The sequence below is a fragment of the uncultured Roseobacter sp. genome (assembly GCF_947493125.1).
Classification (GTDB): domain Bacteria; phylum Pseudomonadota; class Alphaproteobacteria; order Rhodobacterales; family Rhodobacteraceae; genus Roseobacter.
In genome coordinates this window covers 153213-168793 of sequence record NZ_CANLQB010000006.1, presented here as the reverse complement: position 1 = coordinate 168793, position 15581 = coordinate 153213, and the positions used below count along the sequence as shown (strand labels likewise).

The window sequence follows — 15581 nt, the reverse complement described above, 5'->3', positions numbered from 1 at the left end:
AACGCGTCAGAATGACCGTCCATCGAACTGCGTCACCGTCACGCCTGCGGCTTCCAGCGCCCCCCTGACCGAGCCGGCGATCTGGACGGCTGTCGGTGTGTCTCCATGCAGGCAGATGGTGTCGATATCCGTCTTGATGCGTTTGCCCGAGGCGGTGATGATCGCGCCCGCCTGTACCATCTCGACCATACGTGTCCCCGCAACGTCCGGGTCATGGATCACCGCACCCTCGAGGCTGCGATCGACCAGCGTGGCGTCGTTGTTATAGGCACGGTCGGCAAAGATCTCGCCGGCATAAGCGCATCCCAGCGCGCGGACGGCCTGTTCCTGCGCGGTGGCGCAGAGCACCATGACGATCAGGTCGGGATCGACCGACAGCGCCGCCTCATAGCAGTCGCGCGCGAGCGTTTCATCCTCGGACGTCATGTTCCCCAGCGCGCCGTGCAGCTTGACGTGCCGCGCCTTGGCCCCCATTGATCGGGCGACACCGACCGACGCGGCGACCTGAAAGCGGATCAGATCCTGCAGTTCAGCACGCGGCAGCGTCAGCCGTCGCCGCCCGAACCCTTGTAGGTCGGCAAAGCCCGGATGCGCGCCGATCCCCACGCCGTTCTCAAGCGCGATGCGCATGGTCTGCGCCATGACACTGGGGTCGCCCGCATGGGCTCCGCAGGCGATGTTGGCTGAGGTGACGGTCTGCAGCAGCGCCGCATCGTCGCCCATGGTCCAGGGGCCAAAGCTCTCGCCCATATCGGCGTTCAGATCGACGCGGGTCATGTGGTGTCTCCCATAGTGTCAAAGGGGTCGGCGGTGGCGGATATGACGCCGCTCACCAGTTGGTAGCTGAGCAAATCGGCGATGTCATGCGGGTCGCGCACCAGGGGTGTGACGCGGGAGGGCAGGGATTTGATCTCCGCGCGGGCACGGGTCTCGATCGCGATGGCGTCCTCCAGCGAGATGAGCTCGAAGCGCAGCTCCGCCCCCACGGGCGCCTGTGCCACTTTCGGCAGATCGGAGGGGATCACTGTCCCGATACGAGGATAGCCGCCGGTGGTCTGGCTTTCACACATGAGCACATAAGGCGCACCGTCCCCGGTGACCTGTATGTCGCCGGGTGTGATGACCTCGGACACAATGCTGAGGCCGCCGTCGGCGTGAAAGCCGTCGCCTTCCATGTCCAGCCGGACGCCCTGACGGTTGGCCCGTGGATCTCGCCGGAAGCGCGTGTCGCAGAAGCGGGCCCGCGTCTCTTCAGAAAAGAGAGCGGACTGGAAAGACGGGACCATGCGGATATCCCCTCCGGCCAAACGGGTCTCTGGTACGAGCAGCAGACCGGGGCGAGCATGACCGGCAGTGATGGGCAGGCTGTCACCGGCCTGCAGCAACGCGCCAATGCCGGCGGTCAGATGCGCCGACCGTCCGCACATATTGATCGGCGTGTCAAAACCGCCCGCCACATGCAGATACCCGTAGGTGCCCGTGCGGACCCCACCGATGACCAGTTTGGCACCCGCGGGCAGCGCATGGCTCGCATTCCAGATCAGCGGCGCGCCATCCAGCGTTGCCATCATCTCGGCGCCGGTGAGCGCAACCACCGTATCGGCGTCTGTCTCGAAGGTACCGCCGAAACCCATCATCTCGACAGCTGTACGGTCGGCAGTTTGCCCCAGCAGCGCCGCACCTTCATGCAGGGCGCGCAGGTCCGCTGCCCCGCCGCGCGTCAGCCCCTTGGCCAGATAACCGCTGCGTCCGAGGTCCTGCAGGCTCAGCGCGGGCCCGGCGCTCAGGATGTTCATCGTGCCGCTCATGGCAGAGCCTCGCGGTCTGCGGCGCCATAGCTCTCGCTGGCCGAAAGTTGGTCGAACTCGGCCCGCCCGATGGCTGGAAAGACCAGCTCATCCCCGGGCGAAAGCGCAAAAGGGGCCTCCGCCTGTTGATTGAAATTGCGAAATGCCGTCTGACCCACATGCCGCCACCCCGTCGGTGTCGGCCCGGTGAAGATGATGAGCTGTCGGATCGCGGTCACCAGCGCGCCGCCCGGCACGCTCTTGGTCAACCCCTGCTGGCGTGGAATATCCCAGACCTCGGGCAGTTCACCCAGGTACGGCTGGCCCGGCGCGAAGCCCAGCGTCAGTACACGCACCCGCGCGTTGGACAGCTGCCGGATCGCCTCATCTGGGTCGAGGCCCGCGACCTCTGCCGCCTCCTCCAGTTGCGGCGCGAGGTCCGTTCCGTAGACCGTCGGCACATGCCAGAGGGTGCGCCCGCCGGGCAGGGGGGCTGCGTACCAGTCCTGTCGTCCGAGCAGATCCTGCAGCCGCGTCTCGATATCTTCGGTGGGCACGGTGACCAGATCGACGGCCACGAAGACCGAGACGAGCGTCATCATCGTTTCGCTGACCTCCGGCCAGTCTTCGGCCTCGACAGCGGTGCGGAAGGCGAGGGCGGCGCGGTTGGCAGGCTCGCTCATGGCGCTGCCGAAGCTGACCAGCAGACCGGTCAGGCCCACTCGGGCGATGGTGGGGGCGCCGCTCATCTCAAGGTGCCAGTCGATAGAGCGGCGGCAGCAGGATCGGCGTGAGATACATGGGCAGCTGCCAGCACGCGACGAAGATCATCACCGGCGCCATGACCTCGGGCGGCAGCGTGACGAGAAACAGCGCGATGTTGCGATTGCCGGCCGCAAGCGCCAGGGGCCCGCTCACATGCGCCAGGCCCGTGCCCCGCAGGATCAACAGCGCCACCAGTTGCAGCCCGAACGAGAGCCCGAACGCCGCGGCCGCCCAGAGCATCGCGGACATAGGATCGCTCCGCAGCACGGGGCCGAGGGCAGACATCAGCCCCACGACGATCACCGCAAAGAACAACACCGACGCCCCATCCATCGCTTTGATCTGCTCTGGGGCTGCCACCGGTAGGAGCCAGCGCCGCAACACGAACCCGAGACCCGCCGCACCCAGGATGATAAACAGCGCGCGCAGGCCGACGCCGAGCAGGACAGGCACGTCGACCACCACGGGCACCGCCACCAGCACTGGCAGGAGCGTTAGCGGAAAGAGTGCTGTCCCCAGCACCAGAAACTGCATCATCCGCCCCGGATCCTGCCGCAGGATGATCGCCAGCGATGCCCCGCCCGCGATCGTCGGTGCGGCGCAGGCCAGCACCAGCGCCAAGGCCAGCGGTGTGCCGCCAAGCCCCGCCAGATGCCCGAGCCCGGCAACGGCCAGCGGCACCAAGAGCTGCAGGACCAACACGGCAGGAAGGCTCCACCGCAGATCGCTCAGCGCGCCAAAAGCCGCGCGATGCCCGATCCTGAAGGCGGTGATCACCAGCAGGATGGCGACCATCTCGGGCAGCCACGGCGCCATACCCGCAGCAAGCCCTGGCAGGCCCACTCCGGCCAACAGGCCAAGGATCAAGAGGGTACGAGAGTAAGTTGCGCATAGGCTTAAGGCCCAGATCATCTACGGTGTGTTTCGGATATTGTCCGGCAGCCATGTGGCAATCCCCGGGAACCAGATCAGCACGAAGACCATGAGCACCATGATCAGGAACATCGGCAGCGCAGCGCGGGTGATGTAGCCCATCTCGTGCCGGGTCATGCCCTGCAGGACGAAGAGGTTGAAGCCGATGGGCGGGGTGATCTGCGCCATCTCGACCACGACCACGACGAAGATGCCGAACCAGATGAGGTCGATACCCGCCTCGCGCACCATCGGCTCCACAATGGCCATGGTCAGAACCACCGCTGAAATCCCGTCGAGGAACATGCCGAGGATGATGTAGAAGACCAGCAGCGCCATCAGCAGCTCGAACCGCCCCAGCTCCATCGCCGCGATATTGTCGGCCAGCGCGCGGGGCAGGCCGGTGAAGCCCATCGACAGCTTCAGGAAGGCCGCGCCCGCGAGGATCAGCGCGATCATGGCGGAGGTGCGCATGGCTCCCATCAGGCTCGCGCGGAACGACGTGGGCGTCAGGGACCCCTGCGCTGCTGCCAGCGCCAGCGCGCCGATCACCCCAATCGCCGCCGCCTCGGTCGCCGTGGCATAGCCGCCGTACATAGACCCGATCACCACCGTGATCAGCACCAACACCGGCAACAGGAACCGCGAGTTTCGCAGCTTCTCGCCGAAGTTCAGCCCCGTATCCATCTTCGGGTTCCAAGAGGGCGAAACCTTGGAGACGATGGCCACATAGGCCATGAACATCGCCGCGAGGATCAACCCCGGAAAGACTCCGGCAAAGAAGAGTTTGGTGATCGATTCATTCACTGTCACGCCATAGACAATCAGCGCAATCGACGGCGGGATCATCAGCCCCAGCGTCGCGGCGCCGGCCAGCGTGCCGATCACCATCTTCTCGGGATACTCCCGCGCCCGCAGCTCCGGGATGGCCATCTTGCCCACCGTGGTCAGCGTCGCCGCGGACGACCCCGAGACAGCGGCAAAGATCGTGCAGGAGACGATATTCGTATGCACCAGACCACCGGGCATCCGCGCAAGCCAGGGTGACAGGCCCTTGAACATGTCCTCAGAGAGCCGTGTGCGATAGAGAATTTCCCCCATCCAGATGAACAGCGGCAGCGCGGTGAGCGTCCAGCTCGACGAGGACGCCCAGATCGTGGTGATCATCGTGTCGCCTACAGGCCGCGTGGTGAACAGCTCCATCCCCACCCAGGCCACGCCCATCAACGCAAGGCCGACCCAGACGCCGGTGCCCAGCAGCAGGAAGAGAACAACGAGAAAGAGAATAATCGCGTAGAGCTCGGTCATGACATCAGGCCTCGAAGCTCTCGTCGACCGTCTCGCGGACGATCCGGTGCTCGCCCTTGAAGATCACGGCAAACAGGTTGTCCGTGAGCGCAATCGCCATCAACCCGCCGCCGATCACCATGACCGACTGGGGAATCCACAACGCCGTGGCGTCCTGCCCCTGGCTCACCTCGTTGAACTTCCACGACCAATAAACGAACCAATAGGCGTAGTAGGTGAAGTACCACGCCACCGCCGCGGCGATGGCGAAGCACCAGATCTCCAGCACCCGACGGGTTTTCGAAGTAACCGCATTCAGCAGGATCGACACGCGAATATGCGCCCCGCGGTTCAGCGCATTGGCGAAGGCAAGAAAACTCGCTGCCGCCATGGCGTAGCCTGCGTAATCCGGCGCGCCGGGGAAAATCTCACCGGTCCAGCGCGCCACCATCTGCGCCACGATCAGCCCCAGAATGGCGATCAGGCAGAGCGCCGCCGCCACCCCGGAGGCCAGATACAGAAAATCAAGCGTCTTGCGGATCGCAGTCACGGGCCCACCCTCTCACGCTGTCAGAAAGACGGGCGGTGCGTCATGCACCGCCCGAAGATCGCTTACTGCGCGGCTTTGAAGGCATCGACGAGGGCCGCACCCTCTTCACCTGCCGCTTCCAGCCACTCGGCGGTCATGGTGGCCCCGATCTCGCGCAGCTCGCCCATCAGGGTGTCACCCGCCGGTTGCACGGTCATGCCGCCCTCGGCCAGCCCGTCCATGGTGAACTGTGTGTAGTCCTTGGAGGCCTGCAGTCCGCGCGCCTCAGCCTCGGCGGCACAGGTGCGGATCGCCTCCTTGTTGGCGTCCGACACATCCGCCCAGACGTGCTGATTGACCATCACATAGTTGCGCGGCAGCCAGGCGTCGACTTCGTAGAAATGCGTGAGGCTCTCCCAGACCTTGCGGTCATAGCCGGTCGCCCCTGAGGACACCATCGACTCCGCCACGCCCGTCGCAAAGGCCTGGCTGATCTCAGCCGCCTCCACGGTCACCGGCAACATGCCCGTCAGCTCCGCCAGACGGCTCGTGGTGTTGTTGTAGGAGCGGAACTTGATGCCCGCCATATCCGCCACGCTGTTCACTTCTTTCTTGAAGTAGAGGCCCTGCGGCGGCCATGGCACGGCATAGAGCAGCTCGAGATTCTGCTCATCAAGCAGTGCCTCGATCTGCGGTTTCGCCGCTTCATAAAGCTTCTCGCTGTCCTCAAAAGAGGGCGCGAGGAAAGGGACGGAGTCAAACCCGAAGACCGCGCTTTCGTTCTGGTGGCCGGAGAGCAACCGCTCGCCGATCTGCACTTGGCCGGTCTGGATCGCGCGCTTGATATCCGCGCCTGCGAAAAGCGAGCCGCCCGGGTGCACTTCGATGGTGATCTCGCCGTTGGTCCCTGCGCCGACACATTCGGCAAAGGCGACGCCGTTCTCCGAATGGAAGTTCGACGCCGAATACGCCATCGGCATGTCCCATTTCTCCGCCGCCAGGCCCGCGCCTGCGCTCAGTGCCAGCGTGGCCGTCCCGGCCATCAGTGCTCTTGTGAATGTCATGTGATTTTCCCTTGTTGGTCGTCTGTTGTTCCGCGCGCAGAGGTTGGCCTCTGTCACACGGGCAATCCATCTCGCGGACAGCCAGCACCGTTGCGCGATGATTCCCTAGCGTCAATACTGACAAACTTTTACAACACGTCAACAAAATGTTGACAAAATGTCTGCGTTGCGGAGAATTCGGATATGTCTGATGGATTTCTGGGCCCCGTCGTCTCCTCCGCGCATCTTGCTGCCGGGTCGTTTGCCGAAATCTCCGAATTGGAGTTCGGTCTGACGCTGGCCAACAACGCCTTTCACCGCTGGATGGTGCGCGCGATCGCCATGGCAGGCTATCCCGAACTCGGCGCGCTCGACGTGCTGGTGCTGCATTCGGTCTATCACCGGGATCGGCCCAAAAAGCTCGCCGACATCTGCCTCGTCTTAAACGTCGAGGACACGCATACGGTCAACTATGCGGTGAAAAAGCTGATCAAGGCGGGTCTGGTCAAGGATGGCCGGCAAGGCAAGGAAAAGACCGTCGCAGCCACCGAAAAGGGCGCGCAGACCTGTGTGCGGTATCGCGAGATCCGCGAAGGCTTGCTGCTGCGCGCTGTGGGCGAGCTGGGGCTGGAGCCCGAGCAGGTGAGCCACGCCGCCTCGCTCCTGCGCCTGATGTCGGGGCAATACGATCAGGCGGCGCGCGCAGCGACGACCTACTGATCTTCGCGAGGCAGTGAACGGCTTGATCCGGGAGCATGCGTTGGCCATGGACCCGCACCGCCGCGTCCGAGCGGCAGGGAAGTGCCGAAGACACCTCATCTAAGGACGGCACAGTGAAAACCCCGCCGTGCCAGTCATCTGCTCCGGAAACTGAAACGGACGACGCTGTGTGCGACTTGGAAGCGAATGCTTTGAGAGACCACCGTCGAGTGCGCGATAATATGGCAAAGCCAGTGAGTATTTGCGGACGCCGCCCTGGACAGGCCTCTGATCCATCGTTCAAGGCATTGCCATGACGATCAATATATTTCTGCGTACGCCGATCACGCCAAAACGCAGCAAAGACGACGCGCAGTATCCGGAGGAACGACCCTGCCGGAGATTGGCCAACGTTAAGCACCAGAACCTGTGCCGCCCTTTTCAGAAACACTGAGGCCAAGGCGGCAACGGGTATGTCTCCCGGGGTGAGGCAGAACCTCATTGGCCGACACTCCCCTCGAGCCACACAACCAGACGTGCCGCAGCGGCCCACCGACCCGAAGGGACAGGCCGTTGGGCTGCTGCTGATCACCGCTCAGTTCAGCGACGCAATGAAACTGTCAACGTCTTCGAGAGACAGATATTCGACCTCTTCGGTGCCGCTCTCGGTAAAGGCCCAGATCACCGCGGGGGCGGAGACATCGCCATTTGCATCGAAGCGCACATTGCCTGTCGCGCCCTGATACATCACCGTCCCACCGCCTGCGAGGATGTCCTTCGCCTTTGTGAAGCCTGCCGTATCCGCAGTCACCGCCGTGCCGTTGGGGTCGGTGACCTTGCTCACGGCGGCGGCGATATCAGCGCCCGTGGCGTCCTTGCCCGCCGCTTCCATCGCCAGCAGCGCGATCATGGTGGCGTCATAGCTGTTTCCAAGGCCGGGGCCGTTGGGCTCGCTCTCGAATCGCTCGACATAGGCCGTGCGGAAGGCATCAGCGCTCTCGGAGCGCGGCGACGCGGTGTCGGTTCCGACGGTCTCGCCGAGGTACTGCAGGCCGACATTTTCGCGGAACTCGTCGGATTTGAGCGAATTGGCCAGGATCATCTTCTGCGTCCCGCCCAGTGAAATCCACTCGCGGACGGCGGCTGTGCCCTCAGCCGGATAAAGCGCGAGATAGAGCGCATCGGGCTGTGTGCCGAGTGCCTCGGTCACCTCGGCGCGATAGGAGGGCTGGCCGTCGTTGATGGCAACGGAGGCCGTGACGGCGACGCCCACAGCCTCGAAGTCAGCCGCGATCAGGCGCGCCATGTCCTGGCCCCAGTCATCGTTCTTGTAGAGGATCGCCACGGAGCCATAGCCCTTGTCCTGCGCGACCTTGGCGCCCATGGCGGACTGCACGGCCGTGGTGGCGAAGGTGCGGAACCACAGGCCCTCGGTCTTGCCCTCTTCGGCCAGGTTCGTGAAGGCGGTCGAGGAGGAGCAGCACGACATCTGCATCACACCACCGGGCACGGTGACGGAGGTGAGGATCGGCATGGACACACCGGAGGACACGGCACCCAAGAGCACCTTCACGCCTTCGAGATCGACCAGCGCCTTGGCAGCATCGACACCGACTTTCGGGTCCACCTGGGTGTCGCGCAGCACCATCTCGATGGTGCAGCCTGCCGCCCCGCCCGCCGCATTGACCTGATCAACGGCGAATTGCGCCGTCTCGGCAATCGGGCGCCCCCAGTCAACCGAGGTGGGCAGCACCGTGCCGATCTTTGTGGTGCACTCCTGCGCATGCGCTGCACCCGCAATCACCATCAGCCCAAAGACCGCGCCGATCCCGCGCACAAGATGTCTCTGCAATGTCATATTCATACTCCCTGTCCTTATTCTTTTGATCCCCGCTGCGAGACCACCAGCCGTTCCGGCAGCAGCCCCTGAGGGCGCCACATCAGCATGCCGACGATCACCACACCGATCAACACAAACTGCATCGACCCGGTGTAGAGCTGCGCTTCGATAGGCGCGAACCGCGACAGTGCCCAGCCGGACGCCGTCCAGGCGCCCCAGATCAGGAAGGCCCCGAAGACCGCGCCGCGATTGTTGCCTGCACCACCGACAATGAGCATCGCCCAGATCTGAAAGGTGAGCGTCGGCAGCACATCCTGCGGGCTGACGAAGGCATAGAAGGTGCCGTAAAGCCCGCCAGCGAGGCCGAGAATAACCGAGCCGGTGATGAAGGCCGTCAGCCGGATCCGGCTGGGGGTTTTCCCAAGCGATGCGGCGGCCTCCTCGTCTTCGCGTATCGCGCGCAGCAGGCGGCCAAAGGGCGACGCGACGAGGCGCTCGAGGAAGAGATAGACGGCAATCAGGATGATCAGGACGGTGAAGAAAAAGGCGATGTTGTAGAGGAACCCGTCACCCAACGCGTCGCGCAAGGGTCGCTCGAACCCGCGCACGCCCTTCGCACCGCCTGCGAGCCATTCGGCGTTGCGCATCAGGTTCTCGAAGGCCACGGCAACACCAAAGGTGGCGATGGCCAGATAGTCATGCCTCAACCGAAGCGTCAGCAACCCGACGACCCAGGCCATGAGGCCGGCGGCGATCATCCCGCCCAGCAGTGCGAGCGGGTAGAACAGCCCGTAACCGCCCAGATGTCCGTCTTGCGGCGTGCCGCCCAGGATCAGCGTGCCGTAGGCGCCTGCGCCGAAGAAGGCCACGACACCTCCGTTGAAAAGCCCGGTGTTGCCCCATTGCAGGTTCAGCCCCAGCACCGCGATGGCGAGGATCGACGCAGTGGTCGCGAAGAACACCAGATAGGAGATCGTGCCGATCATGCCCGCGCTTCCCCGAAAAGCCCATGCGGGCGGATCATCAGCACGATCAGGATCAGCATGAAGGGGATCGAGGGTGTATACCCCGAGGGCAGCACCACCAGCGCCAGATTGCCCGCGATGCCAACGATGAACCCCCCCAGCACCGCGCCATAGACGCTGCCGATGCCGCCGACGATGGTTGCCGCAAAGATGGGCAGGACAAGGTCGCGCCCCATGACCGGGATCACCTGATGGCTGAGCCCGTAGAAGACGCCCGCCACGGCTGCCAGCCCGCCGCCGATCAGCCAGACCGCCGTGACGGTGCGGGCGAGGTTCACGCCGTTGACCTGCGCCAGCGACGGGTTTTCCGCCACCGCGCGCAGGGCGTAACCGAAGGTGGTCCGCGACAGGATCAGGTGCAGGACGAACATCAGCGCAAGGGCTGCGATCAGCACGAACACCTGATCTGGCTTCACGAGGATCAGCGGATCGCGGCTCAGGATCATCGCGAAAGCGATGTCCTTGGAATAAAGCTCAGGCGAGAGGCCGAAGATCAGCCCGATCACATTCCGAATGATCAGCGCCATGCCGAAGCTGGCGAAGACCATCGACAGCTCCCATCCTTTCTCGCGCACCCTCTTGAAGACCAGCCGGTCGATGAGCACGGCGGAAATCCCCGTCAGCACCATGGAGATGAGGATGGCGATCAGGAGCGCATAGGTCAGGGAAAGCGGCCCCAGCTTCGCGGCCAGCACAGGCACCAGCGCGGTGACCAGCGCATCGAACACCAGTGCCGCGTAAGCGCCGAGCGACAGCAACTCCGCATGTGAGAAATTGGCAAAGCGCAGGATGTGCATGACCAGGGTGAGGCCAATCGCCCCCAGCGACAGGTAGGACCCCGTCAGCACCCCGTCGATCAGGTTCTGGATCATGCGGCCCCCATGCGCCGCCCGCCAAGGTAGATCTCGCCCACCACCTTGTCGCCCATCAGCTCAGCCGCCGGGCCGTCCACCTGGTTGCGCCCTTCGGCGAGGATGTAACAGTGATCAGCCAGCTTCATCGCCTGGCTCACGTTCTGCTCGACCAGCAGAATCGACACCCCATCGGCGGTGAGCCTGCGCGCGTGGTCCAGCACTTCCGCCGTCGCCTTGGGCGACAGCCCGGCGGAGGGTTCATCCATCAGGATAAGCCGCGGTGCCGTGGCCAGCGCCATGGCAATAGCGAGGAATTGGCGCTGCCCGCCGGACAATGTGCCGGCCTTGTCGCGCTGCTTTTCATCCAACGCCGGGAACTGCGCGAGCAGGCGGTCGCGTCGAGCCGTCGCATCCCCACCCGCCCGGCGCAGCGCCAGATCGAGGTTCTGGCGGATCGTCAGGCTGCGAAAGATGTTGTCGTTCTGCGGCACGTAGGCGATGCCATGGGCCGCAAGCTGATCCGGACGAATGTGCGTAACGTCCTGTTGCTCCAGCGCGATGCGACCGGCGCTCACCGGTATGAGGCCGGCAATCGCCTTGATGAGCGTCGACTTTCCGGCACCATTCGGGCCAATGATAAGCGTGATCTGCCCCCGTTCCGCGGTCAGTGACACACCGTGCAGGATCGGCAGATCCGGCACGTAGCCCGCCGTAACACCCGTGACCTGCAGCAGCGGATCAGGCATCGACCGGTGCGCCCAGATAGGCATCGAGCAGCTCGGCGTCGTTCATCGCCTCCTCTGCGGTCCCCTGGAAGACAATGCGGCCCTCGGCCAGCGCAATGATGGGCGCGCAATGGCGCATCACCAGGTCCATGTCGTGCTCGATGATGACAAAGGTCGTGCCCTGGCGGTTCAGCTCTTCGATCTTGCCGATCAGCGTCTCGGTCAGCACCGGGTTCACTCCCGCTGCCGGTTCATCTAGCAGAATGAGCTCCGGATCCCCCATCAGGACGCGGGCCAGTTCCAGAAGCTTCATCTGCCCGCCCGATATCTTGCCCGCTGGGTGATCGGCCAGCGCACCAAGGGTCACGAAGTCCAGCACCTCCATCGCCTTGTCTCTGATCCGCCGCTCCTGATCCCGCATCTTTCTGCGCGACAGGAATGGCCCGCGGACCGTCTCTCCCACCTGACCCGTCGGCGCCAGCATGACGTTTTCCAGCACGCTCATGCGCGCGAAGGGGCGCGGGATCTGGAAGGTGCGGCCCATACCAAGCTCGAAGAGCCGCGACGGAGGCAGCCCCGTGATGTCCTTGCCACCGAGTGTGACCGTGCCCGCATCCGGTGCCAGCGCGCCGGTCAGCAGGTTGAAAAACGTGGATTTGCCCGCCCCATTGGGACCAATGAGCCCCGTGATCGTGCCGTGTGCAATCTCCAGTGACACGCCGTCCACCGCCTTGAACGGACCGAAGCTGCGGCTCAGCCCTTCGGTGGACAGCAGCGTCTCAGCCATTGGCGTCGCCCAACACCGTGTCGTCGGGCCGGGTATTGAGATTGTACTTCATAATGCGCCCATGCCGCCCGGTGCGGTCCCGTTCCAGTCCGAAGACAGGCCCCTGCGGCCCGGGTGAACCGTCGAGAATGCCGTGGATCGCAGCCCGGTCTTCCTGGTCGAGCGCGAAGCGGAACACCTCCAGCGTCATCGGCAGATGGCGCGCCGTGCGCGCGCCTACGATGGCGGCCCCGACCTGCGGCTGGTCCAGCACCCAGCGCGTCGCCACGGACGAGAGCGAGACGCCGTGCTTGTCTCCAATCTCTTGCAGGGTGCGCAGCAATTCCTGAAACCGCTCCCACGGTCCGAATTCGTCGATGATCAGCCGGTATTTGACAAGGCTGCGGTTCTCGAAAGCAAAGCCTGGATCAGGCTCGCCCAGCCACGCCTTCGTCAGGAACCCGCCCGCCAGCGTGCCATAGCACAGAAGCTGCATGTCGTTGGCCCCGGCCCAGCCCGCCAGCCCGGCTGCGGGGCGCCGGTCCAGCACCGAATACTGGACCTGCGTCGACACAAGATCAAAGCCCGCGTCGACAAAGGGACGGGTCTCGGCCACATCCCAGTTCGTGGTGCCGAGGTAGGCGATCTTGCCTTTCTGCTGACAGTCTTTGAGCACCTCGAACCCCTCCTGCGCGTTGCCTTGCGACAGGTCCCACCAGTAGAATTGCACCAGATGCAGTTGCTCGATCTGAAGCCGCTTCAGCGAGCGGTCGATGATCGCCTCCACATCCGCAGCCTCGATATGCGCAAGCAGCCCCAGATCCGGCACTAGCTTCGTATGCACCTTCACGCGTCCTGCCACCTCGGTCCCGCGCCGCTGCCGCACATCCGCTATGAACGCGCCGATCATCTCCTCGACACCTGTGTAGATGTCGGCGCAGTCGAAGGTCGTGATGCCCGCGTCCAGAAAGACCTCCATATCGCGGATGGACGTGGCGCGGTCGACGGGTCCGTGATCACCGGCCAACTGCCAGCCCCCCTTGATCACGCGCGACATGTCATAGCCGGGGCGCAGCGCCGTGGTTTCAACGCTCATGTGCTGTCTCCGTCCTGCCAGTAAGGTGCCCCGCGCGCATCCGGCAGGCCAGTGGTCGACGCGTGAGAGAACCAGCGCCTGTCCGGCAATCGCGTGATCCGGAAGCGGCCGCCACAGTGCGGATCCGGGCAGGCAATCTCCGCGTCGGTGCTTATCCAGTCGTCCGGGTCGGTCATGCGCTGCTTTGCCGGCAGCAGCGGCAGCAGAGCGGCTATCGCATACATGGACACACGCGTTCCGGCGTCGAAAACAAGGGTCTCCCCCTCGACCGTGAAGCTCTCGCCCTCGATATGGCGGCAGACAGGCGTGCGGCCGTCGAGAACCGTCTCGACCCTCAGATCATAGAGCCAGAAGCCCCTCTCGCCGCCGTCGTTCCGCATCCCACCCCTTCTGCTGGACGGCATTGGTCGTCCAGCGTAACGATACGCATGTTACCCAAAGTGGCGCGGCCCTCAAGGACTATCGCGCGCAATGAAGGATGCCCCGCGATGCCGATCCCCGACCGCCCCGACCGTATGCGATTGTCTGACAGACTGGAGATTTCACGTGTGCTCACCGGGCTTTGGCAGGTCGCGGACATCGAGAAAGACGGTGACGTGATCGACCCGGAGACCGGGGCCGGATGGCTTGCCGCCTATGCCGAGCAGGGGTTCGATACCTTTGACATGGCTGACCACTACGGCACCGCCGAGATCATCACCGGCCAGCTCCTGGCGCGCTCCCCGAGCCCCCGCCCGCTGGCCTTTACCAAATGGTGCCCGCCCCCCGGCCCCATGACCCGTGAGGTCGTGCGCGCAGGCGTGCAGGAGAGACTGGACCGGCTGGGCGTCGACCGGGTGGACCTTCTGCAGTTCCACTGGTGGGCCTTCCAGCACTCCGCCTGGCTCGACGCGCTGCACGAACTCTCAGCCCTGCGTGATGAGGGGCTGATCGCCGAGATCGGCGTCACGAACTTCGACGCGGCACATTTGGCCCTGGCCCATGCCGATGGGGTGCCGCTCCTGACCAATCAGGTGTCCTTTTCTCTCGTTGACCGGCGGGCGGGGGGCGCGCTCTCGGCGCTGTGCGGTCAGACCGGGATGAAGCTGCTGGCCTACGGCACCCTGTGCGGCGGGTTTCTGTCGGAGCGCTGGCTGGGACAGCCCGAGCCCGTCGAGATCGCCGACTGGTCCAAGATGAAATACAAGCGGTTCATTGATACGGCCGGTGGCTGGGACGCGTTTCATCGCATCCTCGGGGCGGCGGACGAGATTGCGCGCAAAAACGCTGTGTCCATCGCCAATGTCGCGACGCGCTGGGTGCTTGAGCATGAGGCCGTGGCGGGCGTGATCGTCGGGGCCCGTCTGGGCGAGCGGGTGCATACGGACGACAATCTGAAGCTCTTCTCCTTCGCGTTGGACACCGAGGACCGCGCGCGCCTCGCCGACGCCTTCTCCGGGGCGCAGCCCGTCCCCGGCGACTGTGGCGATGAATACCGCAAACCGCCCTTTCTGACGGCGTCGGGAGATCTGAGCCACCACCTCGATACGATGCCGTTGCCATTCGAGGCCGAGCCCAACCCGGTCCGCGCAGGCGGGTCCCGCGTGATGAGCGGATCGAGATGGGAAGACATTGCCGGCTATGCCCGCGCACAACAGACAGGCCGGCGCATCCTGGTCTCAGGCACCACGGCGACTGCTGGCGAGGACAGGATCGTCGCCCCCGCTGACGCAGGCGCGCAAACAACCTTCGTCATCGACAAGATCCTTGCCGCTCTGGCCGCCTTCGGTGGTGCCGCCGAAGACGTGGTCCGCACCCGGATCTACATCACCGACGAGACAGACGTCGACGCCGTCTCCCGCGCCCACGGGCGGGTTTTCGGGTCGGTGAAACCTGCAAACACCCTGGTCGTCGTGGCGGGCCTGATTGGCGGTTACCGGGTCGAGATCGAAGCAGAGGCCCGTTTGGGTGAGGACGTGTCATAGCGGTTCGAGGGTGACCAGAACGGCGTCTGCGCGCCCCCTGAAACGGCATCGCCGCTTTGGCCGGGCGCCTTCCCGCATCTGTTGATCGGCGCCCGCACCGCCCGGGTCGGTGTGGAACCTCGCAGACCTTTGACCCAATGCGTCGCAACTTCTGAATCCGATCAACGAGCGGCGTGTCGCAGTACTGACCCAAACGTCAAGAATCTCTAACCTAGACCGGACCGTCACTGCGCCTTACGCCAAGATCGACGGAGTGGAGCAAACCCGCCGTTGGCGATAGGTTGTCCGC

16 protein-coding genes are annotated in these 15581 nt (G+C 64.4%); 2 read left to right on the top strand and 14 right to left on the bottom strand.

Features of this window, described 5'->3' with window-relative positions; genetic code table 11:
• Positions 1-6 precede the first annotated feature (6 nt).
• From Q1A71_RS14485 to Q1A71_RS14455, 7 genes are all read right to left on the bottom strand, one after another.
• Positions 7-777, bottom strand: a complete 771-nt coding sequence (locus tag Q1A71_RS14485) for a 5-oxoprolinase subunit PxpA (protein ID WP_299677519.1) — start codon at positions 775-777, stop codon at positions 7-9.
• Positions 774-1808 carry a biotin-dependent carboxyltransferase family protein gene (locus Q1A71_RS14480; protein WP_299677516.1) on the bottom strand — a complete coding sequence of 345 codons (1035 nt, stop codon included), beginning with the start codon at positions 1806-1808 and terminating at the stop codon, positions 774-776. The genes Q1A71_RS14485 and Q1A71_RS14480 overlap by 4 nt, the downstream gene beginning before the upstream one ends.
• Positions 1805-2536 (bottom strand): carboxyltransferase domain-containing protein, encoded by a 732-nt coding sequence (locus Q1A71_RS14475; RefSeq protein WP_299677513.1) that lies wholly within the window; start codon positions 2534-2536, stop codon positions 1805-1807. Before Q1A71_RS14475 ends, Q1A71_RS14480 begins: the two co-directional genes overlap by 4 nt.
• A gap of 1 nt (position 2537) precedes the next feature.
• Positions 2538-3464, bottom strand: a complete 927-nt coding sequence (locus Q1A71_RS14470) for a hypothetical protein (RefSeq protein WP_299677510.1) — start codon at positions 3462-3464, stop codon at positions 2538-2540.
• Positions 3465-4772 (bottom strand): TRAP transporter large permease subunit, encoded by a 1308-nt coding sequence (locus tag Q1A71_RS14465; RefSeq protein WP_299677507.1) that lies wholly within the window; start codon positions 4770-4772, stop codon positions 3465-3467.
• A 4-nt stretch (positions 4773-4776) separates the two neighbouring features.
• On the bottom strand, positions 4777-5301 hold the full coding sequence (locus Q1A71_RS14460) for a TRAP transporter small permease (protein ID WP_299677503.1): 525 nt from the start codon (positions 5299-5301) through the stop codon (positions 4777-4779).
• Positions 5302-5363: 62 nt separating this feature from the next.
• On the bottom strand, positions 5364-6344 hold the full coding sequence (locus Q1A71_RS14455; RefSeq protein WP_299677500.1) for a TRAP transporter substrate-binding protein: 981 nt from the start codon (positions 6342-6344) through the stop codon (positions 5364-5366).
• Between the two features lie 183 nt (positions 6345-6527).
• Between Q1A71_RS14455 and Q1A71_RS14450 the strand changes: the two genes are divergently transcribed.
• Entirely contained in the window at positions 6528-7043 is a 516-nt protein-coding gene (locus Q1A71_RS14450; RefSeq protein ID WP_299677497.1) for a winged helix DNA-binding protein, read from the top strand.
• Between the two features lie 574 nt (positions 7044-7617).
• On the opposite strand, the gene Q1A71_RS14445 is transcribed toward Q1A71_RS14450, so the two are convergent.
• The 7 genes from Q1A71_RS14445 to Q1A71_RS14415 are packed head-to-tail and all read right to left on the bottom strand — an operon-like array spanning position 7618 to position 13708.
• Positions 7618-8880 (bottom strand): ABC transporter substrate-binding protein, encoded by a 1263-nt coding sequence (locus Q1A71_RS14445; RefSeq protein WP_299677494.1) that lies wholly within the window; start codon positions 8878-8880, stop codon positions 7618-7620.
• Positions 8881-8897: 17 nt separating this feature from the next.
• Entirely contained in the window at positions 8898-9848 is a 951-nt protein-coding gene (locus tag Q1A71_RS14440) for a branched-chain amino acid ABC transporter permease (protein ID WP_299677491.1), read from the bottom strand.
• A complete protein-coding gene (locus Q1A71_RS14435) occupies positions 9845-10759 on the bottom strand; it encodes a branched-chain amino acid ABC transporter permease (protein WP_299677488.1) in 915 nt (304 codons plus the stop codon). Before Q1A71_RS14435 ends, Q1A71_RS14440 begins: the two co-directional genes overlap by 4 nt.
• The gene (locus tag Q1A71_RS14430) at positions 10756-11487 is read right to left on the bottom strand and encodes an ABC transporter ATP-binding protein (protein ID WP_299677485.1); all 732 of its coding nucleotides are present in this window, start codon (positions 11485-11487) and stop codon (positions 10756-10758) included. Before Q1A71_RS14430 ends, Q1A71_RS14435 begins: the two co-directional genes overlap by 4 nt.
• On the bottom strand, positions 11480-12253 hold the full coding sequence (locus tag Q1A71_RS14425) for an ABC transporter ATP-binding protein (RefSeq protein ID WP_299677483.1): 774 nt from the start codon (positions 12251-12253) through the stop codon (positions 11480-11482). Before Q1A71_RS14425 ends, Q1A71_RS14430 begins: the two co-directional genes overlap by 8 nt.
• Entirely contained in the window at positions 12246-13328 is a 1083-nt protein-coding gene (locus tag Q1A71_RS14420) for an aldo/keto reductase (RefSeq protein ID WP_299677481.1), read from the bottom strand. Before Q1A71_RS14420 ends, Q1A71_RS14425 begins: the two co-directional genes overlap by 8 nt.
• Positions 13325-13708: a TIGR04076 family protein gene (locus tag Q1A71_RS14415; RefSeq protein WP_299677478.1), complete on the bottom strand. Its 384-nt coding sequence runs from the start codon at positions 13706-13708 to the stop codon at positions 13325-13327. Before Q1A71_RS14415 ends, Q1A71_RS14420 begins: the two co-directional genes overlap by 4 nt.
• Positions 13709-13816: 108 nt before the next feature.
• On the opposite strand from Q1A71_RS14415, the gene Q1A71_RS14410 reads away from it, so the two are divergent.
• Entirely contained in the window at positions 13817-15292 is a 1476-nt protein-coding gene (locus Q1A71_RS14410) for an aldo/keto reductase (protein ID WP_299677475.1), read from the top strand.
• The last annotated feature ends 289 nt before the right edge of the window (positions 15293-15581 follow it).